The 24,401-nt window shown below is 41.5% G+C and carries 26 protein-coding genes and 2 tRNA genes; 8 read left to right on the top strand and 20 right to left on the bottom strand.

Annotated elements, in window-relative coordinates:
* Positions 1-2 precede the first annotated feature (2 nt).
* Both LVQ96_00205 and LVQ96_00210 read right to left on the bottom strand, forming a co-directional pair.
* Positions 3-935, bottom strand: a complete 933-nt coding sequence (locus LVQ96_00205; protein MCW6169584.1) for an ABC transporter permease — start codon at positions 933-935, stop codon at positions 3-5.
* Positions 932-2,020, bottom strand: a complete 1,089-nt coding sequence (locus LVQ96_00210; protein MCW6169585.1) for an ABC transporter permease — start codon at positions 2,018-2,020, stop codon at positions 932-934. Before LVQ96_00210 ends, LVQ96_00205 begins: the two co-directional genes overlap by 4 nt.
* Positions 2,021-2,113: 93 nt before the next feature.
* On the opposite strand from LVQ96_00210, the gene LVQ96_00215 reads away from it, so the two are divergent.
* The 4 genes from LVQ96_00215 to LVQ96_00230 all read left to right on the top strand — a co-directional run bounded on the left by LVQ96_00215 (position 2,114) and on the right by LVQ96_00230 (position 4,757).
* Positions 2,114-2,425: a hypothetical protein gene (locus LVQ96_00215; protein ID MCW6169586.1), complete on the top strand. Its 312-nt coding sequence runs from the start codon at positions 2,114-2,116 to the stop codon at positions 2,423-2,425.
* A 2-nt stretch (positions 2,426-2,427) separates the two neighbouring features.
* The gene (locus LVQ96_00220; protein ID MCW6169587.1) at positions 2,428-4,101 is read left to right on the top strand and encodes a transposase; all 1,674 of its coding nucleotides are present in this window, start codon (positions 2,428-2,430) and stop codon (positions 4,099-4,101) included.
* Between the two features lie 263 nt (positions 4,102-4,364).
* On the top strand, positions 4,365-4,538 hold the full coding sequence (locus tag LVQ96_00225; GenBank protein ID MCW6169588.1) for a hypothetical protein: 174 nt from the start codon (positions 4,365-4,367) through the stop codon (positions 4,536-4,538).
* Positions 4,539-4,757, top strand: coding sequence for a hypothetical protein (locus LVQ96_00230; protein ID MCW6169589.1), 219 nt, complete (start codon positions 4,539-4,541; stop codon positions 4,755-4,757). It begins immediately after the preceding gene.
* 36 nt (positions 4,758-4,793) lie between these two features.
* On the opposite strand, the gene LVQ96_00235 is transcribed toward LVQ96_00230, so the two are convergent.
* From LVQ96_00235 to LVQ96_00265, 7 genes are all read right to left on the bottom strand, one after another.
* Positions 4,794-5,930 carry a glycosyltransferase gene (locus tag LVQ96_00235; protein ID MCW6169590.1) on the bottom strand — a complete coding sequence of 379 codons (1,137 nt, stop codon included), beginning with the start codon at positions 5,928-5,930 and terminating at the stop codon, positions 4,794-4,796.
* A 42-nt stretch (positions 5,931-5,972) separates the two neighbouring features.
* Positions 5,973-6,045: transfer RNA gene (locus LVQ96_00240), tRNA-Asn, on the bottom strand.
* Between the two features lie 107 nt (positions 6,046-6,152).
* Positions 6,153-6,710, bottom strand: coding sequence for a tRNA (cytidine(56)-2'-O)-methyltransferase (locus LVQ96_00245; protein ID MCW6169591.1), 558 nt, complete (start codon positions 6,708-6,710; stop codon positions 6,153-6,155).
* Positions 6,700-7,203, bottom strand: coding sequence for an ArsR family transcriptional regulator (locus LVQ96_00250; GenBank protein ID MCW6169592.1), 504 nt, complete (start codon positions 7,201-7,203; stop codon positions 6,700-6,702). Before LVQ96_00250 ends, LVQ96_00245 begins: the two co-directional genes overlap by 11 nt.
* A 57-nt stretch (positions 7,204-7,260) precedes the next feature.
* On the bottom strand, positions 7,261-7,647 hold the full coding sequence (locus LVQ96_00255) for a hypothetical protein (protein ID MCW6169593.1): 387 nt from the start codon (positions 7,645-7,647) through the stop codon (positions 7,261-7,263).
* Between the two features lie 99 nt (positions 7,648-7,746).
* Positions 7,747-10,449 carry an aconitate hydratase AcnA gene (gene acnA / locus LVQ96_00260; protein MCW6169594.1) on the bottom strand — a complete coding sequence of 901 codons (2,703 nt, stop codon included), beginning with the start codon at positions 10,447-10,449 and terminating at the stop codon, positions 7,747-7,749.
* A gap of 234 nt (positions 10,450-10,683) precedes the next feature.
* Entirely contained in the window at positions 10,684-11,001 is a 318-nt protein-coding gene (locus LVQ96_00265) for a DsrE family protein (GenBank protein ID MCW6169595.1), read from the bottom strand.
* 125 nt (positions 11,002-11,126) lie between these two features.
* Between LVQ96_00265 and LVQ96_00270 the strand changes: the two genes are divergently transcribed.
* Positions 11,127-11,774 carry a class I SAM-dependent methyltransferase gene (locus LVQ96_00270; protein MCW6169596.1) on the top strand — a complete coding sequence of 216 codons (648 nt, stop codon included), beginning with the start codon at positions 11,127-11,129 and terminating at the stop codon, positions 11,772-11,774.
* Positions 11,775-11,827: 53 nt separating this feature from the next.
* Here LVQ96_00270 and LVQ96_00275 read toward each other — a convergent pair whose 3' ends face one another.
* The 4 genes from LVQ96_00275 to LVQ96_00290 all read right to left on the bottom strand — a co-directional run bounded on the left by LVQ96_00275 (position 11,828) and on the right by LVQ96_00290 (position 14,239).
* Positions 11,828-12,226 carry a DUF1634 domain-containing protein gene (locus LVQ96_00275; GenBank protein MCW6169597.1) on the bottom strand — a complete coding sequence of 133 codons (399 nt, stop codon included), beginning with the start codon at positions 12,224-12,226 and terminating at the stop codon, positions 11,828-11,830.
* On the bottom strand, positions 12,213-13,163 hold the full coding sequence (locus tag LVQ96_00280; GenBank protein ID MCW6169598.1) for a sulfite exporter TauE/SafE family protein: 951 nt from the start codon (positions 13,161-13,163) through the stop codon (positions 12,213-12,215). The genes LVQ96_00275 and LVQ96_00280 overlap by 14 nt, the downstream gene beginning before the upstream one ends.
* Before the next feature lie 41 nt (positions 13,164-13,204).
* Entirely contained in the window at positions 13,205-13,687 is a 483-nt protein-coding gene (locus tag LVQ96_00285) for a universal stress protein (protein MCW6169599.1), read from the bottom strand.
* A 189-nt stretch (positions 13,688-13,876) separates the two neighbouring features.
* Complete coding sequence (locus LVQ96_00290; GenBank protein ID MCW6169600.1) at positions 13,877-14,239, bottom strand: rhodanese-like domain-containing protein; 363 nt, start codon at positions 14,237-14,239, stop codon at positions 13,877-13,879.
* Between the two features lie 136 nt (positions 14,240-14,375).
* Between LVQ96_00290 and LVQ96_00295 the strand changes: the two genes are divergently transcribed.
* Complete coding sequence (locus LVQ96_00295; protein ID MCW6169601.1) at positions 14,376-15,557, top strand: mandelate racemase/muconate lactonizing enzyme family protein; 1,182 nt, start codon at positions 14,376-14,378, stop codon at positions 15,555-15,557.
* Between the two features lie 8 nt (positions 15,558-15,565).
* Here LVQ96_00295 and LVQ96_00300 read toward each other — a convergent pair whose 3' ends face one another.
* Positions 15,566-16,726, bottom strand: coding sequence for an amidohydrolase (locus LVQ96_00300; protein MCW6169602.1), 1,161 nt, complete (start codon positions 16,724-16,726; stop codon positions 15,566-15,568).
* A 376-nt stretch (positions 16,727-17,102) separates the two neighbouring features.
* Here LVQ96_00300 and LVQ96_00305 point away from each other — a divergent pair.
* A tRNA-Pro gene (locus LVQ96_00305) sits at positions 17,103-17,175 on the top strand.
* A gap of 48 nt (positions 17,176-17,223) precedes the next feature.
* On the opposite strand, the gene LVQ96_00310 is transcribed toward LVQ96_00305, so the two are convergent.
* From LVQ96_00310 to LVQ96_00330, 5 genes are all read right to left on the bottom strand, one after another.
* Positions 17,224-17,544: a TA0938 family protein gene (locus LVQ96_00310; protein MCW6169603.1), complete on the bottom strand. Its 321-nt coding sequence runs from the start codon at positions 17,542-17,544 to the stop codon at positions 17,224-17,226.
* Positions 17,525-18,415, bottom strand: a complete 891-nt coding sequence (locus tag LVQ96_00315) for an iron-containing redox enzyme family protein (GenBank protein MCW6169604.1) — start codon at positions 18,413-18,415, stop codon at positions 17,525-17,527. Before LVQ96_00315 ends, LVQ96_00310 begins: the two co-directional genes overlap by 20 nt.
* A 279-nt stretch (positions 18,416-18,694) precedes the next feature.
* On the bottom strand, positions 18,695-19,432 hold the full coding sequence (locus LVQ96_00320; protein MCW6169605.1) for an ATP-binding cassette domain-containing protein: 738 nt from the start codon (positions 19,430-19,432) through the stop codon (positions 18,695-18,697).
* Positions 19,425-20,357 carry an ABC transporter ATP-binding protein gene (locus LVQ96_00325; GenBank protein ID MCW6169606.1) on the bottom strand — a complete coding sequence of 311 codons (933 nt, stop codon included), beginning with the start codon at positions 20,355-20,357 and terminating at the stop codon, positions 19,425-19,427. Before LVQ96_00325 ends, LVQ96_00320 begins: the two co-directional genes overlap by 8 nt.
* A complete protein-coding gene (locus LVQ96_00330) occupies positions 20,344-21,945 on the bottom strand; it encodes an APC family permease (GenBank protein ID MCW6169607.1) in 1,602 nt (533 codons plus the stop codon). The genes LVQ96_00325 and LVQ96_00330 overlap by 14 nt, the downstream gene beginning before the upstream one ends.
* A 256-nt stretch (positions 21,946-22,201) precedes the next feature.
* Here LVQ96_00330 and LVQ96_00335 point away from each other — a divergent pair, with 256 nt between their 5' ends.
* Entirely contained in the window at positions 22,202-23,182 is a 981-nt protein-coding gene (locus LVQ96_00335) for an alpha/beta hydrolase (protein MCW6169608.1), read from the top strand.
* Between the two features lie 13 nt (positions 23,183-23,195).
* Here LVQ96_00335 and LVQ96_00340 read toward each other — a convergent pair whose 3' ends face one another.
* Positions 23,196-24,377, bottom strand: a complete 1,182-nt coding sequence (locus LVQ96_00340) for an MFS transporter (protein MCW6169609.1) — start codon at positions 24,375-24,377, stop codon at positions 23,196-23,198.
* Positions 24,378-24,401: the final 24 nt, after the last annotated feature.

Genomic DNA, 24,401 nt, shown 5'->3' on the forward strand with positions numbered 1-24,401 from the left:
CCCTAATAATTGATCCTGTTTGAAATTATGTCCTGCATTCTGTCCCCAACCAGGACAAAACCTATGACTATTATAAGTATAGCAAGTCCGGGGAATATTGCGTACCACCATCCAGTGGGTAGTGTTCCCACTCCGTTAGACGCCATAGATCCAAGCTCTGGTATCGGAGGTTCAAGCCCTATACCGAGGAAAGCAAGTGTGGAATACGTGAGGATAACATTTCCAAAATCAAGTGCCGCATAAGCAATGATTGGATCTAATGAGTTCATGAACAAGTAACGGAAAAATAACCTAGTAAAAGATACATTATTCAGTTTTGCAGCTTGAACATAATCTAGGTTTTTTATCCTTAAAGTCTGTGCTCTGAAAAACCTCGCATAAATTGGCCACCATATAATAACAAGAGCGAGTATAACTCCGCTCAGAGTCTCATCAAACATGACTGAAAGTGCTATAACAAGGACGAGAGCTGGCAGTGAAAGGAAAGCGTCAGTGATCCTCATTACAGTCTCATCTGTAAACTTACCCCTGTAACCAGCGAATACACCAAGTATCCCGCCAATCAATATGGCCGAAAGAACCACAAGAATTGATATGAATGCATCCCTAGGCATAGCATATAGCATCCTTGACCATATGTCTTCCCCATAAGTGTTTGTGCCGAATATATACGTTAAAGTTGGAGGGTGAAGATGCATTGGAAGGTTATAGCTGAACGGATCATGTGGTAGTAATGCTAGGGCAGGGCCACTTGTACCGAAAAATAATTCCAACGTTCCCTGTATTAGAGACCATCCAAGAAATGCCACAACTATTATCAAGCCCAGTATCGCGCTGGGGTCCTTTATCATAAGTTTTAGATACTCAATCAGCCTGTTTGTTTTCTTAACCTTTTCCTTTCTAATCATTTGAGCCGGTAAAGACGCATCAGTCATTCTAACCTCACCCTTGGATCAAGAACACCGTATAATATATCTGCTATCAAATTGGCAACTATAATCGTTAAGGCTATTATTATTGTAGTTCCCAGTATTGCAGGGTAATCTAGATTATAAATAGCCTGGACAATATAATAGCCTATGCCATGATAAGAAAATATTTCCTCGATAACTACGGCTCCAGCAACCGAAAATGCAAGATCGAGAACTATATAGGTGACAAGCGGTATCGAGGCATTCCTTAATGCAACACTATAAATTGCTTTATTTCTTGGCACACCCTTCATCAGCGTAAGTCGAAAATAATCAGTTTCCATAACGTCCAGCATCGTAGATCTCGTCAGTCTCGTTATAATGCCAAAAGATAAAAGCGCAATAGCAAGAGTTGGTAAAATCATGTGATGGATAAGACTGATCATATACGGCCAATCTCTAGCCCATAACGCATTAAGGATTGGAAATGCGAGCACATCTGGAGGAGCCTTTAGTGTCGGATTGACCATATTTATTGCCGGCAACAACCTCAAATCATATGCAATAACAAGCTGAAGCACTGCAGCAAGAAGAAATGTGGGCATCGACCAAGTTGCCAGATAAAAGCCCTTAACGGTGTTATCAGCCGGCTTTCTTCTTCTAGCCGCAGCATAAGCACCGGTGTACAGTCCAAGAATTATGGAAATGACAATTCCAGTTAACACGAATTCTAGGGTTCTTGGAAGGTACTTTCCTATCAATGTGATTACCGGCTGATCTTTAATGGGGTCTATACCAAAATTACCCTTAAAGATATTTATAATATATGTGAAAATTTGCACATATACGGGTGCATCCAGTCCATGTGTTTTAGCGTAAGCAGCATAAAAGGTAAGCGAACCATGAGGAACACCGCTATATATTTTTGCAAGTGATATCGGGTTTGGTGCAATCACATGTATTAGGACAAAAATAAACACTATTAGTATTAAAAGGGTAAAAACGGCATAAATGGCTCTCCGAATAATAAACGCAATGGTCCTGCTATCCATCTTTTCTAGATCGCTACTGTCATTCTTAAGTTTTTGCTTCTGTACTATGGCGGTCACTTAGTGTTATAAAATCAGCAATTTGATCATCAATTTTCTCTCCGTTTGACTGAGTGACCGAAAGATTCATATCCTATGTGGTAATACCCATATATGACACTGATACCACACAAGGTGAAAAGAAACGGCCATGAATATTACGAGCTGGTTGACGAGAAATGGGTCAACGGAAAGCCTGTGATCAAGTATGCAGGATACCTCGGTAAATCTCTGAATTCGAAGACAGAGGTGGATCCTGAGCAGATCGTCAAGTATGTCTCACGCCTGTTGAAGAAAGGGATAAGCCAGGAAGAGATCGACGAGATACTGAAGAAGATCGGGATCGAATATGATGCATGGCCCATAACGAAGATCATCATAGAGAATGATCTGAAACTGCAGAAAGTATTCCTAAAGCTGAAATGAACATGGAGATTACCTTTTCACCCGGATTCTCAACATGCCCGAAATGCGGTTCCAGGCTTGTTCTTTACAAGACTGAGAGAAGGGTGGTGAAATCGGTTGATTACGGATTCACCGCCGTCCATCGTCCGATGATATGCAGGCATGATAAGATTGTATTCAGATCTGAAAGAATATCTGGAATCGTGTCACCACACTGCACCTATGCGAACGATGTGATGCTTGAATCCGCCATCAGAAGATACATAGATGGAAGAAGCAGTTCCGAGATCGCACTGGATATGCATAACGGTATATCCGAAAGGCATGTTAGGAGGCTGAGCAGCACAGCGCTTGATATATTCCCCGTCATACACTCCAGGAACACGGATAAACTCAGATCTTCCATCAAATCATACATACTGCAGATAGACGGCACAACCGATTCTGATTTCTCCATGATCGTTGCAGTGAGGGATTCCATATCGGATTTCGTTCTCCATGTGAATAGGTGCAGCTTGGAATCGGAGGAGTCCATGAAGACCGTCCTGCAGGGTGTGAAGGAAAGGTTCGGCGATCCATCAGGGATTACATGCGACATGAGATCTGGAATAATTTCTGCTGCACAATCCGTATTTCCAGAAACACCGATACGCATATGCCTGATGCACTTCCTCCGCGGTCTCGGAAAGGAACTGATGCACGATCTTCACACAGATCTCCGCATAATGATCAACCGGATGGGAATAAAATCCACCATGAAATCCATACTGAACAATATGCCCGATCACGATCAGAGGACGCTTGACGAAATCGGGGATGGATACGTATCTTTTCGGGATAAGCTGGAGATCATGGCGGTGAGACGGATACTGGAGAAGCTGATCGAAACAACGGGAAGTTCAGGTTACGGTTTTCCCTTCTCCCTCAAGCACATGAACTTCTACCTTGCATGCCTGGAGGCAAAGAACGGCCTGGCAGGGCTATCAGGAAAGATTGTGTCAGAAAAGGCGAAAGAATACGTGAAATCCATCATGGATCATGTTGCTGCAATAACTGATAACGATACAATAAGTGCCACTGGAAGAAATCTCGGTTCAGTCAATGCCCTCTTCCAGTCCATGAGGAGGGCATTCAAGGTGCCTCGCATGGGAAAGCTGTCTGACGAGATTCCCGATGACGATTCCATTCATGACAGGTGCAGCCTCATCGTTGAACACATGGAGGTGTTTCTTCATGCAGACATACCCGATCATATCAGGACAGCCGCCAGAATTATCATGGAGAGATACCGCAGGAGGGAGACAATGCTTTTTGCCAACAACGCTGAACATACCATTCCGAGGACAAACAACGGCATGGAGAGATTCTTCAAGAAACTGAGAAGAAACGTGAGGAAACGAACGGGAAACACGAATACGGGAAGTATTCTTGCACAGAGTGGCGAGTCACTGGCACTGTTCCAGAATATGGGGAATCCAGAGTACGTGAAGATCGTTTTCGGTTCCATGGACATTGCGTCTGTCTTCGCAAAGCTGAGAAAACCATTCATGAAGAAAGGCATGACTACGCAAAGCAAAAAGGAGCTGATGAAAAAGGGAACAGAGATGCTGATGAAAGATTCACTTCCAAATACTCCGTATACGCCGGAATTCATGGAACAGGCATATTCGACAAGGAGAAGTTCCAGTATGATCTAACGGTCTATGTCCGCCATAGCTTCTGTAAATAAACATTCACAAATAATGTAGTGGCTGTAAAGTAGGATTGGATTCGTGAGCCATAAAGTTTCACCATAGAGAACAATATTTAAGAATCTTGGTTTAATTTATTTCATAAACAAGAAACTCACTTCTAAATTTTAGAACTATATTTCATGGATAGTATTTGCCCACACAATATAATAAAATGGAAAAAGTAAAACTAGAAAATTTTAAGAATATGCCTTTACTTTGATAATTTAATGGCCGTTAAAAGCTATGCCGAACTCTCAGATATAGAGCTCGATAAAGTAGTGTCTGATATAATAAATGATATTAAGTTGAAGAAAGATAGGCTGTCTGAGGTGAATGACGATATAGAAACATTACTGAAATACCAGAATTATTTAATAAAAGTAATTGAGGGAGAAAGGTAGATGGTAAATAAGCTTTCCAAAATAGTAGATCTAACATCAGAAAGCGCGTCTCTCGATTTCAAGATATCAGAAAGAACTGAAGTTGCGAAAAAAGAAGTGATAAGGCTTTCCGGGTTGATTACCCTGTTCGAACTCACCACACATACCCCAGTTATTCAGGAAATTTCAAGAGTAAGAGATGATCTTTTTGATAAGTACTTGCCAAATGAAAAGCGCTGAAAGTTCCCCAAGCACTTTTTTCCTTCGTACTCTTAGTTATGCGGATCGCGAATTCAATTTTATTAGATGTTTCTTTTCCAAGAGACTTTCGTAAATTTCTATCAAGTTCTTGCAGTGTGACTCTAAACTGAAGTTTTGTTCAGACAGCTTCGCTGCATTGTTTGCTAATTTCTGCAATTGTTCCCTGTTGTTCAATAGAGAATTGATCACTCCCCCAACCTCTTTTGGCTTGGAAAAATCGACCTCAACAATTCCTGTATCTGCACCGTTATAATATTTGGACAAGGGAAATCCACTCTGGACAAGAGCTGGCGTTCCTGACATAAGTGCTTCAAGAACTGATATACCAAATGTGTCGGTCAAAGAAGGGGATATGAAAATGGAGGCAGAAAATATACGTTTATATTTCTCCTCGTCGCTTATATACCCCAGTAACTCAATCTTTTCATTCATGCCTTCGCTTTTTATCCTCTTTCTTATTTCATCTTCATGAGGTCCCGTCCCTGCAATCGTGAACCGGACTTCCGGCGAAGTTGCCTTAGCCACATCCAGAATCTTCATTACTCCCTTGTCCTTTGTCAATCGGCCAAGGTATAGTACATTGAACCCCTCGGTCTTTCTATTGATATCCGGAATATTTTTCTTATTTACGAAGAGTGGAAATTCCTTCACATTCCTGAGTCCAAAACCTTCGAGATAATCCTTTGAGTATCCACTCGGTGCGAGAACGAGATCGCATCTTTTGTATTCAAAAATGTTATATCTCCAAGCTAGTCCAAAAAGTAGATCCTTCAATGGCATGTTAAGAGAATCTTTCATCTTTACAAAATCTGTGTGAAATGTCGCAATTATAGGTGCTTTAGTCTTCCTAGCTGCACGATAACCGAGAGTTCCAAAGAAAGGATCGTGTATGTGTATTATATCAAATTCGTTTTTCAGAACATAATTGTAGAGCTTAGCTGGAATCATATTGAATGGGATCGAATATTGTTTGTACATGGGTAGCGGAAAAGTCAAAGGTACGTGAACATTTTTCTCTCTTTTATCCCCGTTGAGAGAAAACACATGCACTTCATGCCCCAGTCTTTCAAGTTCGCTCTTCACGTCCCTTAGGTAATATGAAACACCGTCTGGTGTGGGGTAATAGGTTGCTGTGAAATAGGCTATTTTCATTTTCCATTCAACTTAGATCAGCTATGATCATTTTTCTCTAAACGCCGCTGGTCGGATTCGAACCGACGACCGCCCGGTTAACAGCCGGGTGCTCTACCAACTAAGCTACAACGGCAACTCATCGATTAGCATACCGAAATCTTTAATCTTTTCGGCACTGCATCCATTCATGAGTGAATTGATCTATTTTACATTATTTTTTTTGTCGAAGTGGCAGAGGACTCATATCGCATCGCCATTAACCTTGACTTTTTTTCCTTTGCCACTCGGAATTATTGAAAGTTTCCCTTTGAATTCTAACTCCATCTCTTTTCCGTCCAGAAGGCGATCGAGGAATATAGCCAGAGCCGAAACCTCGCTTATTGGCTGGTTTGTTATTGAAATGTTATAGGACGATTCGTTATAAACGTCAATTGGGACCTTGGAAGCACCAACCACAATAGCAAACTCATTTCCAGCTAGTTTTCCTCTCAGTTCACTGATTACAGTATCCACAGGAAGGCCATACATTGTAAGGTGAATCTTCACGCCTTTGAACGATCTGAGATAGGATCTGTAGTTAATACCAGTTCGAATATGGAAGTCTCCTCCGAAGTTTTCAGTTACTTTATTTATAGTCTGTTCAAGTGTCTCATCCTTAAGATCGACAAGAATATCCTTTGCCCCAAAAGCCCGTGCAGTTAGAGCGACATGCGTCGTGATCCGCTTATCTCTGAATGGTCTGTGATTTATCCGTAAAACATGTATGTCGGGCAAGAGAAATTCTTCCTTATACGCCACTTACTATTGCGATCTTAAATCCCTTGATCTGCAGTATGTTTGATCTCTTAACAATACCTCTTAGAAGGGTCTGGGAAACATCTAAGGCGTCGGCTACGTCTCCAAGGAAGACACCGTCTGGATCCTTTATCATCCCGCGTATCTTATCCTCGTATACTGTAAGTTGTTCGTCAGTTAACGTGGTAGCATATATAATGTCTGCAAGATCTCCCATACTTCCAAGTAGATTTATCTGTACATTTGTGTAATAAGTATGATATGCTTTCTCAGGCCCGTTGTCCCCTGTCATCCACTGGCTTTCAATAAGTTTGATCTTATCAAGATACAGAAGCGCTCTCTTTCCTTCGATACCATATCTTTCCTCTATGTGAGGCATGGTGATCCAGTTTGCTGAAAGATCAAGCAATAACCTTCTTTTTACATCTGTATCAGCAGCGTGAAAGATTGATACTAATTCTCCAACGTCGTTGACTACTTTTATCCGACTAACCATATCTGTCCAGTATGTATCCAATGGATATTAACAATTACATTAAGGTCGTGGATAAAATTATTTTCTTCTCTTATGTATCTCGTACAGTAGCATCTTGTCGTAGGCGACCTTAAATTTGATCTTCTTTTCCTTAAGAATATTTGACACAGATTCTGTTATCTCGGCTATATCCTCAGACATCATCCCCCTAAAAATGATGATCTCCTTTCTGTCCCTTGGAAAAACAAGCCTGAATTTCGCCCCATCCTTGATGTATCCTATGGGTTTCTTGTTCTTCTTCAATTCAAGCATATTGAGTTCAAGTGAAATCTGGTCGTACTGTGCCTCCTCCTGGTTCTGTTTTGCTTCATTGCTGAATATATCCCATATCTCAGGGAATGCACGGCCAAGATCCTTCCAGTTGAAATCTTTTGAAAAGTATATGTGGCCACTGAAATTCTTCACTGAGAGATATCATAATGATATTATTTAATTTTTTATTTCCGCGTCTGCAGGCGGGTATTCTCGGTATTGAAATTGTATCGAGGTGCTACTTGAACACCTTTAGCGGCCTTGAGAAGCGAGTTTGTTTAAAACATTAGGAAGGACTCCACCAGAGAGGATATACTCTTTTTCCATCGGGGTATCGACTCTGAGCATTAGATCAGCCGTAGTTTTTGTCTTTCCAGACTTTGTATAGAAAGTGAGTGTGGCTTTTGAACGAGGTTCAAAACTCTCAATTGTTATATCCATCTTTTCAGAAGGATCAATGTCGAGTGAGGCGAAGTTTTCTCCGTTTAAAAACTGCAAAGGAAGTACGCCCATGCCAATGAGGTTGCTTCTGTGAATCCTCTCGTATCCTGCTGCAACTATTGCCTTTACTTCAAGGAGCAATGGACCTTTAGCAGCCCAGTCTCTTGAGCTCCCGGTGCCGTACTGATCACCCGCAATGACTATGAGAGGGATATTTTCTTTCTTATACTGCATTGCTGCATCAAAAACACTCATTTCCGTCCTGTCCGGATAGTGAACAGTGAATCCACCTTCCCTTGAGACTAGAAGGTTTCTTATCCTGTTGTTGGCAAATGTCCCTCTTGTCATAATTTCATAATTTCCTCGCCGTGCACCATACTGGTTAAAATCTTCTGGTTTCACTCCCTTTTCAAGCAAGTACCTTCCTGCAGGTGTATCTTTGCTGAAAGAGCCTGCAGGGGATATATGATCGGTGGTAACAGAATCACCAAGCACTAACAGTGGATAAGCACCGCTGATTCTAGTTCTATCACCTGGCGGATTCGTATACTCTCTTTCAAAGAACGGCGGCTTTTTTATGTAAGTACTGCTCGCGTCCCATGAATAAAGATCCCCAGAATCAGCCTTGATCTTAGCCCATATCTCATTATATGAATCAAGATTGCTGTACTTTTCTATGTACATCTCTCTGGTCATCGAATCCTCAACAATTCTGTTTATCTCTTCCGGTGCAGGCCATATATCCTTGAGGTAAACTGGTTTACCGTCGCTGGACGTACCTATTGGCTCATTATCCATGTCTATGGTCACTGTTCCTGCAAGGGCGAAGGAAACAACGAGAGGTGGTGACATAAGATAATTTGCCCTCACGTTTCTGTGTATCCTCGCCTCGAAATTCCTGTTTCCAGAAAGTACCGCCGCAGTGCTGAGGTTATTCTCTACGATAGCGTTCTCTATGTTCTTATTGAGTGGTCCGCTGTTACCTATACACGTTGTACATCCATAGCCTACCACTTCAAAACCAAGTCTGTCTAGGTATTTCTGAAGTCCGGATCTCTCAAGATAATCGGAGACGACTCTTGATCCCGGGGCAAGGCTCGTCTTCACTTTCGGATTTACGCTCAACCCCATTTCTACAGCCTTCTTTGCCAGGAGCCCTGCGCCAACCATGACGTATGGATTGCTTGTATTCGTGCAGCTGGTAATTGCAGCAATAACGACATCACCCTCATTCAGTGTCTCTTTTTTGCCGTCGATTTCTACAGGGACAGACTTAAGCGCGATCTGTTTCTTTTTTCCGGAGTCAGAATCGATAGAGGAACCCGAGCTTTCCATGAAATTAAGGAAACTGTCACCTATCCTGCCAAGGTCCACTCTCTGCTGAGGAAGTTTAGGTCCTGCAACACTAGGAGTAACCTTTGATAGATCGACATTTATTACGCTCGAGTACTCGATGTTTTCCAAGTTACCAAATAAGCCCTGTGCCCTGAAGTACTTCTCTATCAGCTCTATGGATTCTTCATCCCTCCCTGTGAGTCTCAGATAAGAAAGAGTTTTGTTGTCCACAGGGAAAAGGGCGGTAGTCGCGCCATATTCCGGGCACATGTTGGAAACAGTTGCCCGGTCTGCAACAGAAAGATGCGTAACACCATCGCCGAAGAATTCTACAAATTTATCCACAACCTTGCTTCTCCTTAGCATTTCCGTTATTGTAAGCACCAAATCGGTCGCTGTAATGCCTGGCCTGAGAGAGCCGGAAAGTTTGACTCCGACAACCTGAGGCAATTTATAGTAAACGGCCTGATTGAGCATTGCTGCTTCGGCCTCTATTCCCCCGACACCCCATCCGAGAACACCCAAACCGTTAACCATGGTCGTATGGGAATCCATACCTAGAACCATGTCCGGAAATGCCAAGCTCTTCCCATCTTTGTTTACCCTGAAAACAACCTTGGCGAGGAACTCCAGATTCACCTGGTGGCATATTCCTACCGATGGAGGAATAACTCTGAGGTTATGAAACGCGTTTTGTGCCCATTTAAGGAAAACATACCGCTCTCTGTTGCGCTCTCCCTCTTTCTCCTGGTTTAACACGACTGCATCTGGTGTGTTATAAAAATCGACCTGAACGGAATGGTCTATCACTAGATCAACCGGTATCTGTGGCTCCACAATTTCCGGCGACTTACCCTTGCTTACTGCCGCATCCCTCATGGCAGCAAGATCGGTAACTGCAGGTACTCCCGTAAGATCCTGCATCAGCACTCTTGATATTTTCAACGGAATTTCAGAATTTTCGGGATCTTTGGAATTCCAGTTCAAAATGCTTTCCACATTCGATTCATTTATGCCTTTTCCATCCAAGTTCCTTACAACTGATTCAAGAATTATGCGCAAAGATCTCGGCAATCTATCGACGTCAAAACCAAGCTCGCTCAATCTCGGAATAGAATAATAATGAATCACGTCATTTCCAACTCGCAACGTTTCTTCAATCTGATACTTCGATGCCATAATATCAGATGTTAATGGTAAAATCGTAATTATGCATTTCTATGCTTTTACTTTCTATAAAATGAATAAATTTCCAGTGACTTTTATGCGATATAAGCTCATAAACGATTGTAAACGTTTACTGTTGCTGCCTAAACGACATTTCATTCGATCAAGATAACAGATACATGGGCCCTGCATCAATCAAAACTGGGAACTCTTAGCTTCCGTATAAAAATAAGATATTTATTAAATTCAAAGATTCAGATAAATCCAGCCTTCTGATTGTTTTCTTGCTATTTCAACGAAACTTGCAGGAACCGAAACTACGCCTGGAACAAGATCGTCTTGTGTTATGTTTCTCTCTTTCATCGCAACTCCACAAGCTACGACTTTCACTTTTTTCATTCCAAGGATGGGTGATATTACACCTTTCTCGATCACTGCAGATATTCCGCTTTCAAGATACACCATCTCTATTTCGTCAACATCGCTGAGCTTCGACATATTCGTAGCCGCAATGATAGATATGGGAATTTTATGCTCCTCAGCCACTTCAAATATAATTTTCATACCTAGATATCTCTTCCACATTCTTAAGCTATGGTACATCGTCTATCTCTTCCTGCATTCTCTAGAAATAAAGTCTAACTGAAGTACTCGATTCGAAAAATCTCTGGAAGCTATTATTCTTCGAGATGGTTAATCTGATATACAAGATCGCATTCTCGATAATATTGTCTGAACAGGAAAATTTATACTTAGAAGGAGAAGAGAAGTTTGGTTTCTTTTCTTCATTATTCTACCCGATTGTAAATATAATCCCGACAACGCGAAACTTTTACAAATTCGTTCTTTCTGAGATCGAAAAGAAAGATTTTGATACACTGCTTGATATTGGCAGTGGGCGTGGAACAGTTTTGATTCGTATTGGAAAAATTAAGAAAAACTCCCGTCTTGTTGGCTTCGATCCCTCTCCTAGCATGGTGAAGCGGGCTAATCATTCAGCTGCAAAGTCCGGCTTTTCAGATCGCATAAAGTTCCTGCTAGGTAGCAGCAGGTCGTTGGATCCCAAAGAAAAATACGATATTATAATCACCACTCTATCCTTCCATCACTGGAAGAATAGGGAACAGAGCATTGAAAACATCATGAATGCACTTAGACCCACTGGCGAATTCATAATATTTGAGATCACTAATAATGGTGCCTTTAACCGCAGGTTTGTAAGATCTCACCTTATGAGCAGAGCTGAATTCAATTCCATTGGTTCCAAAATCGGATACATCCCTGCAATAAACGAGCAATGCGGATTCATCTCTGCATCTTTCAAAAAGAATGATTAAAATCCTTCCTAACTTTGAAATTCTAATATGAAAAACTCTTCCTGTTCCCAAGTTTAAAGCAATGATGGGACAATGAGCATCGCGAAGAAGAGATTGAAGAGTACAACAAGGGTAATGATCACAAATTTCTTGTCCTTGTTTGTGGCAAACCACACAAGTCTAACAACGACTACACTGATAGATGTAAAGATCAATAGCCACAGACCAAGTGCTATGAAATAAATCCCATCCAGCCTTAAAACACCTTGTATTATGTCACTGGTAGGAATATTTTTGGAATCTATTCCATGGCCTAAAGAGTAAGAGTAACTTGCGATCTGTTGCAGTGTGAATCCATCTCCTTCCCTTTTTACAAAGAGTAGTATAACGCCTGATAAGATAAATATCACACTGAGTATAGATCCTCCCCTGAGAAAATGGCTGACTACCATTGTGTCATCAAAGCTTTTCACTTACTTTCCCTCCCTTCGGTATGATTTTTTCGTGGAAGAACAAGAGAAGTATTGTTATGACCGCAACGACTGCTGCAAACGAGAACTGAAAAACAGTATCCACAAACACCAAGTTTATCTTGTCTAGTCCGCTGAAAATCATGTCCAGCCCCAGGAAGATAAGGACGGAGAAAAATATCAGGCGTATATTTTCGTTTGAAATCCTTACTAAGACCTTGGATCCATAGTATGCCCCTATCAGGACTCCTATTGCGGTGGCAGCAGCGATCATTGGCTGTATAAATCCTGCGTACCAGTAGATCGTGCTGCTTGTTGCTGCAGTGATGCCTATCATGAAATTGCTCGTGGTGGTCGTGACCTTCATGGGCAGGTTCAGTGCCCAGTCCATTCCCAGTACTTTAAGAGCACCACTTCCTATCCCGAGCAAACCGGAGAAGAAGCCTGCAAAGAACATTATAGTTTCCCCGAGGTACCATCTGGAGCCTTCGTAGTTTATGGTTCGTTTCAACCGCTCATCAAAATAACTTCCACTCAATTTGAAAAATTTGGTGCTCCAGTCAGGTTTCGTCTTCTTGGGAATCTCGCTATGGAGTTTCTTTACCGCAGGGTACAGTGAGAATAATAGTACCGAGCCGAATATTACGTATACGATCCATGAGAGTGAATGCGCGTACATGTAAATAGCAACAAATGAACCTACTATCGCTCCGCCTGTTGTTGCCATTTCCAGGCTTATGCTAAGGTTCACGTTTGCTATCTTCTCTTTTGTGTATGCACTTGCCGAACCATCGGATGTCGCTATGGTCGAAATCAAGCTAGCCCCCGTGGCGAATATTATAGGTATTCCGTAGAATAGTGTTAGTACCGGTACAAGTATCGTCCCCCCGCCTAAACCTGTCAGAGAGCCAAGAAAGCCGGAAAAGACTCCAGCCAACATGATGGAGAAGAATCGAATTAAGATCCCGATGAAATTCAACATCAATTATCATGCTCTATTTCCGTTAGTTTTTGTTTTGTGAATTTTGGCGGGATAACCAGCACGGGTATCCGCGATTCTTTCAATAATTCGCTGCTCACAGAATCTAGGAATACCTTTCCGATGGTTCCTAGTTTACGCTCACCCATCAATATCAGGTCAACCCCATGCTTTAAAGCAGTCAACATCAGATTTTCTCCGACGCTCCTGTCAGGATCGTCTATGAGTTCAAATTCAGCATTCATATGCATTGATTCGGCGATCCTTCTTGCATTGTAAAGTACCTCATTGCCTTTCATTTCCATTTTTTCTATTCTTCTGTCATCTTCCGGAAGGGTGTACTCGTCAAATTTTGGTGGATTCTTACCAGTATATGGGATGACATATACAACGTACAGGGTCTCTATCGAGTTTTCAAAAAATACCAGAAACTCAAGAGCAACTTTTGATGCATTACTGCCGTCGAAGGCTACCATCACTTTCATAAATCACGAAGGGCTCGGTTGGATATGAAAGAAAACACTAACATAGTATAGAAAACCTATAAATAAAATGGAAAATCATGTTATTTGAAAATTGCTCATCATACGATAGAATATCCTGATAAGTTGCAGAGTTGATGAATCCGTCTTTTGATAAATCTTCACAACGGTGAATACTTTTTCTTTTTGGCCTCACTTTGATATTTTATTGCCACTTTTTCTCCAGGCTGTCATTCCCCCTTTAAGGTGGGCAATTTTACTAAAGTCATTTCTTAGCATAATTGCGGCGGCCGCACGGCTTCTATGTCCTGTTGCGCAAACCAATAGATATGTCCGGTCCTTTTCAAGTGAGTGAAGTCTATCTTTTAACGAATTCAATGGAACTAGCAGACTACCTTCTATATGACCATGCGAATACTCGGTATGCGTTCTCACGTCTATCAAAACAGATCCATCCACTTTTCGCGCGTTATCGAATTCATCCGGATCGTACTCAACAAGACCTTTCGGAGTAATGAAGTAATCAAGAATCCCCATTTGCTTTCGTATTTTCATTTGTTATTAAAAGATCATGTTAATTTTAAGTGACAACGCGTCTCTAAATTGCATCGAAGATGTTCTTAGGTCAACTATTAATATGATAACGGTTTTTATTGCATTGTTTTATTAATCACCTTTTGAATCTCATGTTATGTCCAAAATAAAAAACATAGAAATATTAGAACTAGGGGAGAAAGGAAGGGAAGTATCATCTCCATGGAGTTCCACTATACTTTTGGTGAAACTAACGTCTGAGGATGGATCAATCGGATGGGGCGAATGCCCAACAACTCTTATGACCATGCCTGTCAAGGAAAGCATGAATGAAGTAAAAAGGATATTCCAGGACGCCGATTTCTATAATGTGGAAAGGAATATCAAGGAGTTCTACAAGCACTCGTTTTACCTCTCAAAGTCAATGGAAGCTACTTCGGCACTCAGTGCATTCGAAATTGCAAGCTGGGACCTGATCGGCAAATCTTATGGTGCCCCCGTATACGACCTGCTTGGCGGGAAGTTCAATGACGATATACGTGCCTATGCGAATGGATGGTATTCGAATTGTGTTACACCCGATGACTTTGTTGCCAAAGCAAAAAAAGTTGTTGCAACCGGCCTGGACGCAATGAAATTCGATCCTTTCGGAAACAATTTTGATAAATTGACACGGGGAGGCCTTAAAAATGCAGAAAATATCGTTGGTGCATTGAGAAACGAATTTGGAGATAAGGTCGATCTTCTGATTGAGTGCCATGGCCGATTTTCCACGCGTTATGCTCTCGAGGCTGGAAAAGCCCTCGAAAAGTACAACCCATTCTTCATGGAGGAACCTGTTCACCCAGAGCTCGAATTCGGTCTGGCAGAGGTTAAAAGAAACGTTAAGATCCCGATTGCCCTTGGCGAGAGGCTTCTAAACAAGACAGATTTTGCAAGGTTCATCTCGACGGGTCTCGTGGACGTCATTCAGCCAGATATCACAAATTCTCTTGGCGTTCTCGAGGGAAAGAAGATAGCTGCGATAGCGGAATCATTTGGTGTGCAGGTCGCTTTCCACAACGCCTTCGGCCCAATTCAGACTGCCGCAACGTTGAATGTCGATACAACTCTACCCAATTTCTTGATACAAGAGAGCTTTGAGGAATTCTGGCCCGACTGGAAAAAGAATCTTCTTACTGTAGGATACACACTTAAGAACGGTAAATTCACTCTATCTGGAAAACCCGGTCTCGGAATTGAGGTTAACGAAAAAATTACGAAGGATTACGCAGTAGATGGAATGGAGCCATTCGTTCCTAACGAGCCACCATGGGTTGTATCCGGAACATATAAATAAGAATAAAATTATTTTCTTTTGAAATCCTCATCTATCCTTTTTCTTAATTCTTTGTCTACCGTGTAATCATATGCTGTTTGGCTCAATACGGATATAACTATGTTCAGGGGCTCCTTAGCTGATTCAGATCCAGCCGCTGCTAGCGACGCTCTAGAATGCCATGGTGTCCCAGCATCTGCTATCTTGAATCCAAGTTCGAGAGCAGGCACTAATTGTGAAACATTTGCGAAGTCAGTTGAACCGGAGGGCATTTCCTTCAGAGACTGTTCTAGCGGCTGACAGGACACACCCTTTTCCAAAAGTTTGTCCCGTATGAAGTTGGAAAGGGCCGGATTAATTTTCGTTGGAAGGAACAGAGGACCTATTTCTTTTATCTCATAGGTTGTTTCGGTTGCAATGGAACATCCATAGACAATATTCTTGAATTTATTTATCAGCTCTTTCTCATATTCAACATCGGATGACCTAATACCATAAACGAGTGAAGCTTTTTCGGGTGTGACGTTCGAAGCCTGCCCCCCTTCCTTTATTATTCCATGAATCACAACGTTCTTGTCCCTTTTCACATGCTGCCTTAACATATTTACCGCAGTGTAAGTGAGTATTGCTCCGTCGAGAGCACTTTTTCCCTTCTCTGGGCTTGCAGCCTCATGGGCCGCGACACCCTTGAACACAACCTCAAGATCTTGAACAGCAAGTGCAATATCACCAACGTCCCAGCGATCTCCGGGGTGAGCTCCTAAAACAAGATCTATGTCGTTGAATGCCCCTTTATTTGCGAGCAGAATCTTTGATCCAGAGTATTTACCGGAACCCTCTTCGTCCGGAGTGCCCAGTACGATGATTTTTCCGTTAGTGATCTTTTTAGATGCTTCAATGGCTGCAAAAACATTCGCGGCTGCAATCAGGTTATGGCCACAGGCATGCCCGATTCCAGGAAGTGCATCATACTCGGCTAGGAATGCTATGTTAAATTCTCCTTTACCCTTAATCATCTCAGCTCTGAATGATGTCGGTATATCCATATAGCCTCTCTGAACATTAAATCCATTTGCTTCTAGAACATCTTCCAGTAGCTTTGATGATTTTACCTCTTGGCTGCCAATTTCTGAAAGCTCAAATATTTGCCTTGCCACATCCCAGGCGGTAAGTTTTTCTGCCTTTTCCATGCGTCATGGAATGTTCAACTATTATATTTATATAGCCAACGTTAAGAAGGTTTAATGAAGCAAAGACAACTCAGAGAAGTAAAAAGAATACCACTCAGTCTGCCCGTCTCTCATCACTTTTTCAGACAAGGCTGAAATCATCATCGTGGTAGATTGATTATGTATCGGATCTATTTCTATTTCTCCATTGCTGAAGAAAAACACATTGCGACGAATCAGAAACATGAAACATTTGAGAATTGAATTTCAATGATAAAAAACGTCAGGATCCTGGATTTAATATATCAATATGGAAATGAATCATTATCAATCTGCTGTCAATTCTAGTAAAAGTTAGCGTTAAATTTTTATCAGGAATACGCTCTCATAAAGTGAAGGGGCTGTGGGGTAGCTTGGTATCCTACGGGCTTTGGGAGCCTGAGACCCCGGTCCAAATCCGGGCAGCCCCATCCATTTTTCTGGGTTCTATGGCATCCTGACCCTTCATGCCTTGATCTTTAAGGTTCAGAATCAGAAGATTCGTTTCTCCTTTCTTCAAATTTCATCATTCTACCATCTGAGTAGGTTCTGAAGTAATACGAAAACTCTTTTCCGTCATTGACAGCTACGCAATTTCGGCCCGAACTGTAATTGCCGTGCAGTTCTACATAATCGATCTTGTTCCATCCAGTATTCCGCTTAACCTCGCGAGCCATGTTCTCGAAGATGTCGGCGCACACGTTGCAGCAGAAAAACATATTTTCTCCGTCAATTTCCCGGTAGTACTCACCCCACGTTGCATTACATAACGCACATCCTTCAGTGTTGTTCGTCTTCAATAATCTCACCTCTCTCAATTCTCGCTTCAAGGTACTGTCCAAAAACAAAAGAAGAGGAAAGGAAAGCATCTTGAATACTCTCCGTTGTTTCTCTATCGGCATATCTGTTGATAAGGTCCAGGGCCTCCATTGAGTGGGAAACATCGGCTTTGTACCCTTCCATAAGAAAAGCCTTTACCTCGCTCGGAACATCTGAACTGTCGAGTATTTCGAGATTGAAGTAATCGTATTTCGCTCCATAGTCCCTGAGACCGCTGTTCGCTACGAGCTCAAGAGAATGCATTGCGGCCATGATCTCGATCCAGCTTTTTTCACGTGCTATACTGCTCCATCGTTTGATGGCTTTTTCTGTCTTTGGCAAAGGTCTGGAATTGTAAATTCTGGTCCTCGCTATACCATATGTTTCTCCCATCTCAAGAAGCAGCTCTATGTGCGGCTTGTAATTTTCATAACCGTAATATTCACTTAATATATTCCCTATCTCATAGTGCTGTACATCGTCCAGATCAGTCATTGATACGATGGCCGAGCATGATTTCACCCACTGTTTCAGGAAAAAATAATGTTCAAAAGAATATCCCTTGAGAACTGCTGGATTGTAATACTGCATCATCAATATGAATGGATGCGGTCGATCTCCTCTGAACTGTTCTATAAATCTCTTAATAATCCACGTTTTTATATTCGTATAGGCGTAAAATTCATTAAACTTTTTTGAAAGGTCGTCTCTGCCAATTTTTGCCTTTGATATATTGTTATTGAGCCAGGATACATGATCAGAATCACTATCATCAGCTTTCACTAGAAAATGGTCCGCAAAAGCAATAAAATCACGTGAGTCAAATTTTTCCAAACAAACAGGACATTCCATTGATTGAACAATCCAAGATCAATATATAAGCGTGACCCATGTCTAGGAAGCAAGAGGTTTGATTCATAGTTACTTTTGGACAAGACTGTCACTCTGTGACTCGCAATCGCACTGTTCTCGGTTGGTTTCTTTGGAGGAGCTAAATCGATCTCATTTTTGCGGAAAGATATTATTGAACCACTATTCTTCAACCTTTCATTGGGCTAATTCATGTTAATTTAGTAGGATTTCTATTATCCGTCTTATTCTGAAATTTTTACCAGCTATACTAATTATCTATCAAATTCGTTTGTGTAGGTCTGGCATTTTTTCAATAACTTCCCTAGTGAATTCATTTTCAGGTGAATTGATTATCTTCTCAGGAGTACCTTGTTCAATTATTTTGCCACGCTTTAAAATATAGATCATATCTGAAACGTATGCACATCTGTTCATATCATTGTCCATGTATATGTAGAGAACTTTATCTTTTGTTTTTCTGAGAATACTTAATAGGCGAAAAAGCGTGAGAGTATCAAGGTAGGAAAACGGCTCATCGAGGACCATGCAGTCCGGTTGTTGCGATAACGCAATAGAAAAAGCGAGCATCTGTCTCTCTCCTCCTGATAGCGTTGATATCAATCTTGTTTCATAATTTCTTCTGGAGAGGCCAGTCAATTCAAAGGTATTCCATACGTTAACAAGATCCAGATTGTTTAAACTGGATGTGGTCTCAATATGCCATCTTACATCTTTTGCTGGATTAAGGGACGTATAAGGATCCTGAAAAACGTATCTCACACTCTTATTTTTTCTCTCAAGGGATCCGTTATAAAACACAGACCCTGTGTCTGGTCTTTGATATCCTGAAATTATATCTCCAAGTGTAGTTTTTCCTGATCCTGAATCTCCAAAAATTGCAAAAATATCACCATCCCTGAATATGGCGCTGACATCTTTCAGAGCATAAAATTTCTCCTTCTTTATCCTACTTTGTTTTACAATGTAATATCTTTGAACGTCTTTTACCTCAATCATTGTACCATTCCGGATATCTCACGCATCTGTATCCATGATTTCCATCCTTCATATACGGTATATCTGATCTGCAGATTTCCTTCATGTGCCTGCACTTTCTTAAATAAACGCATCCACCGTCAATTCCGTTATCAGTATCCGCGTATCTTCTATGTTTGCTATTTAATGAAGGTACCGAGCTTATAATTTCTTGTACATAAGGATGATGCGGCCTGTAAATTACTTCATTCCATGTCCCGTCCTCAACAATTGTCCCATTCCTCATGACATAAACCCTGTCACATAGCTGAAAAACTGGTATAATGTCGCTGTTTATCATAATTATTGAAGTGGAAACGGTCAATTCCTTGAGGAGCTCAAGCAATCCTCTTATTGCTGAAATGTCAAGCCCTGTTGTTGGTTCATCAAGAAGCAGAATCTCCGGCTTAATCATCAAAGCCATAGCGATCAATACTCTGTGCCTTGTTCCATCACTAAGCTGCACAGGGAGCATGTCCATAATATCCATCGGCAATCCGAGATGGTTGAATATCCTTTCTACATCCGAACGATCGTATTTCCCGCCATTAAAGAGTTTCTTTATCTGGAATTCCACCGAATATCTTGGTTTCAAAATATTCATTGAATCTTGCCTGACATATATCCTCTTTTTCCTGAAATTCAAATAGTTATCCATTGAAAATATACTTTCGCCTTTATAGAAAATATCACCACTACTTCTTAAAAGTTCTCCAGTTATTGCCCTGAGCAATGTGGTCTTTCCCGATCCGATCTCGCCTATTATACCAACGATCTCACCTTTATTCACATAAAGATTGATATCTTTCAAGATTTCAGTATAGTCATTCTCACTTTTATATCCACAGCTGAGGTTTTGAATCTGGAGTTCAGGTGAAAATTTACTTTTAGATTCACTGATCTCCATTTCCATGTTCCTCGTCTACAAGATTTACTGATTTTCCTGCTCTTTCCATTAATTTAGGTTTCCTCGACTTCATTCTCAATGCATAGTATATACAGAATACCGTATAAATAACAATAGCCACAACTGCTTCTGCTACTGGATAAACGAAAGTAACGGCGCTTTCATAAAGAACAAATATGAAAATAATCGTAGCTATGACAGGGAAAGCATAATGTGATATTCCATGAATTATAAAATCAAATGCACCCGTGTGCTTTTCCTTAAGTCTTCTGAATAAAGTTATTACGCTTGTGTTTAGGAGTACGTGTGTTATTATTAACCCCCCTAAGGCCATGGTGGTGAGGAAATCAAAAGAACTTTCCAGGGCGCTAACGACATTGCTGCTCGTTGCGCTACTGAAGATCAAAGATGAAACCGGGATGCCTGCTCCGGCCGTTACAAGAAAGGTTGCAACCACAGCAACAACGGAGGACACGATAGCAACAAACCATAGTGCATTTGATGGTGTCGTATATTTCTTATGGATTTTTGAGAAAAATGATGGAAGGATGCCATCTCTCCCCATCGCAAAATAAACCCTACCAGCATTGGCCTGCATAGCAACCGAATCCGAAAAGGCTGAGTTAAAAGCAACTAGGGTGAACATGACCCCTCCGATCACGCCAGTGTAAGCCACTGCAACAAGAACGCCAGGGATTGTCTGTTTCAAAAATCCATTGATTAATGGGACAGAGGTTCCCCAACCAACTATCTGGGCGTATGCCACTTCAGTAAGGACAAGCCCCACCATCAGAAGACCTACAGTCAGAGACCTTGTTATGGCTTTAGGATGATTGGCCTCCTCACCAAGTGGTGCAGATCCTCCATACCCAATGAAACTTGTGAGGCCGAAGACCATCCCCAATCCGATCCCCGCAAAGACACCACCGTTCGGAGCGAACAGCGAGTTGAATTGTGGCCATGCATATGGGTTAAACACGTTTATCGTGTTATCCGGCGCCTTGATGATTTCTATTGCAGATATTACGGCCAAAAATATCAATTCAAAAAATGATGCAAACTTTATGTACTTCATCTGTGGCCTGATACCGACTATAGCTATGGCGATCGGCACTATTATCACCACCAGGATGAACGGTATCCATATCCAGGCGGGCATTCCAAAATGCAGGAAATATTCTACCGCACCGGGAAGAAAAACTCCGGCAACGAAAACTGGTATTGCTGCAGTACTTACTATCTGGTACATCGGATACATCAGCCCAGCGGTGACTGCAGGAACTGGTCCGTAGGCATGTGCAATGTATCCATAATAACCGCCTGCGCTTGCATGTCTCTTTGAGAGATGGTAAAGTGTATTCACCTCGAGGAACATGGTTAAGGTAGCAACTAGGAAGGCAAGAGGAGTTAGGATCATAGCGAAAGCAGCAGATGAAACGACAAATGCAACGGAGTCGCATGCTGGTGCCATTGCGGCAATCTCTTCAGCAATTGCCCCCCATGTTCCTACCTCTCCTTTCTTGAGCCTGTACACTTTCGTTTCTCCGACATAATCATCGTCTTCTTTAACAACGTTTCTCTGTTCCATTTGGTCCAACCTTTGATTATTAATTAGTGTAATATTTATGTGATTAGTATATACCTAATATAGTGATTGTATTTAAAACTTATTTGAACATAACTAAGAAGCATGTCTCTCAACGAGGATTGATCTTAAGTTCAGAATTCGAGCATTTATAGCCAGTTCTTGAGTTCATAAGAGGCTAAAAAAAGATCATTCAATTTCCCATGGTTCTAAATTAGCAAGTCCGTAAGTAAATAAATATGATTCAGTTACAGATGTTATGGAAAAATCATTAATACTTGAAAAATGGGAACTTGAGAGTGACGAGCTTAAAGATAACTCTCTCGGGGATCCTGCAAGACGCGAAAACTACATACTCTATCCAGAAAAAAATGAAAATCTCCCGATCGTAATATTCCTTCCGGGAATGATGGGAACATCTATCGGGGCCTTGCTTAATTATGACCCATTTTCAGAGAATCTTAACGCAAGGATAAACCGGCTTTATTCCTCAGGAATATTGAAGGGAAGCATATTCGTGTTTCCTGATGTAGAATCCAGCGTCGGAGGATGTCAGTACCTGAACTCAAGCGTAGCTGGAAACTATGAAAATTACATAGTGAAAGAAATGATCCCCCAACTGAAAGAAAGATTCAAGTCCGATTCTGTTGGTGTTCTTGGGAAATCTTCGGGCGGATACGGATCAATAACTCTTGGGATGAAGCATCCAGATGTAATAAATGCGGTTATGGATCATTCTGGTGATGCCTATTTCGAGTATTGCTATCTTCCCGACTTTCCCAAGGCAAGGAAGGAAATAGAGAAATATGGAACTGCAGAGAAATGGTTCCAAAATTATTTAAAGAAGAATAACAGAAAACTTGCGGTCGATATGGACGTTCTGAACATAGTGGCCATGTCTGCTTTTTACTCCTCGCATGAGGGCGTTATTCAGCTTCCATTTGACATTTACAGCGGGGAGATCCTGGATAAAGTCTGGGATCGATGGCTGGAAAATGATCCAGTCAGGATGCTCAACAGGTACTCCGAAAGCCTTGAGAAAATGAAATTTGTTGGCATTGACGTCGGCCTTAATGACCAGTTTAATCTACTTTTGGGCTCAAGGATAATGCACAGGGAACTGGAGAAGAAAAAAATAACGCACTTCTATGAGGAATTTGAGGATACACATTTCAACATACAGTACCGGTATGATATTTCTATTCCGAAAATGGAGGCATCTTTGTTAACGGGCGAATGATAAATGCTCAAGATTATGCGATCTGCCGTATCGGACGAGGCGATCTTGAAGCGAGGGTGAGGGCCAATATCGATACTGCAAGACACGCGAATGATATTAGGAAGACGATGATCATTCCGCTTCCAGTGATTATAAAGCCTATGATATTTCCAGCTATAAAGCCACCAAGAAACTGACCTGTATGCTGGAAAGTGTTGAAGAACCCAATATTTGCACCGTATTCATCCAATCTTGAAAATCTTATGACGAGCGGAGGAAAAACAATCTCGTACATTGAATAGCCAATGAAAAATAAAAATGCACCTATTTCCAGAGGATATAAATTCCTGTATATCTCAGTAATAGGAAAAATGAGGATTGTGGATAGCAGCACAGCAGAAATAGAGATAACAGGATATTTTATCCCTTTTGACTTTTCGTATAGCCCTGCGAGTGCCACTGAGATGGCACCACCTATCAGTGCAGGAATAAATAGTGCAAGTATGAAATTCGAGTGCGTGAATATCGTCGTTAGCACAACCTGGAAATAATAAAAGAACTCGATCATTATGAATGAAACAAAGAAACCGGCAATGCCTATTGATATTGTTCTTGTATTCACGATGCTGACCCTGAACTTTTCTGCCCTTCTCATTACTGGTGCCTTCAGTGGGATCATTATGATGATGGATATCAGCCCAAGAATAACAGAGACCAGAAACACGTCTCTCAGCCCTATGTAGTATCCTATTGTTGGGCCTGCAAGAAGCCCAAGAAGAAACGCAAGGCCGACAGGTATCCCAAGTAGAGCCATAGCTGTATTCCTCTTGTTCTCTGGAACGCTTTCCTGAACAAGAGAAACTCCGGCAGATCCAACGGCTCCAGCCCCAGCTATGAATCTTCCTATTATCAGGACATAAATATCTGGATATATGAAGCAAATAAGATTTCCGACGATGTATGGGATCATAGCGATCATAATTGTAGATTTTCTTCCTATCCTGTCGGAGAGCCTGCCAAAGACAAATTGAAACAGAGCCATTGCCAGACCATAAATGCCAAAGGCGAGGGCAACAAGAAAAGGAGAATTGCTTATGGAATGTGCGTAAATTTCAAGTACAGGGAGAATCATGAATATGCCGAAGAGGCGCACAATCTCTATCAGGCCGATTGTGCCTATTACATATTTTTGCCTACCGTTGAACCCCCCTAACACGGTGCAGAATATCGCCCCATTGTA

It is taken from the genome of Thermoplasmatales archaeon, from assembly GCA_026127925.1.
Taxonomy (GTDB): domain Archaea; phylum Thermoplasmatota; class Thermoplasmata; order Thermoplasmatales; family Thermoplasmataceae; genus JAKAYB01.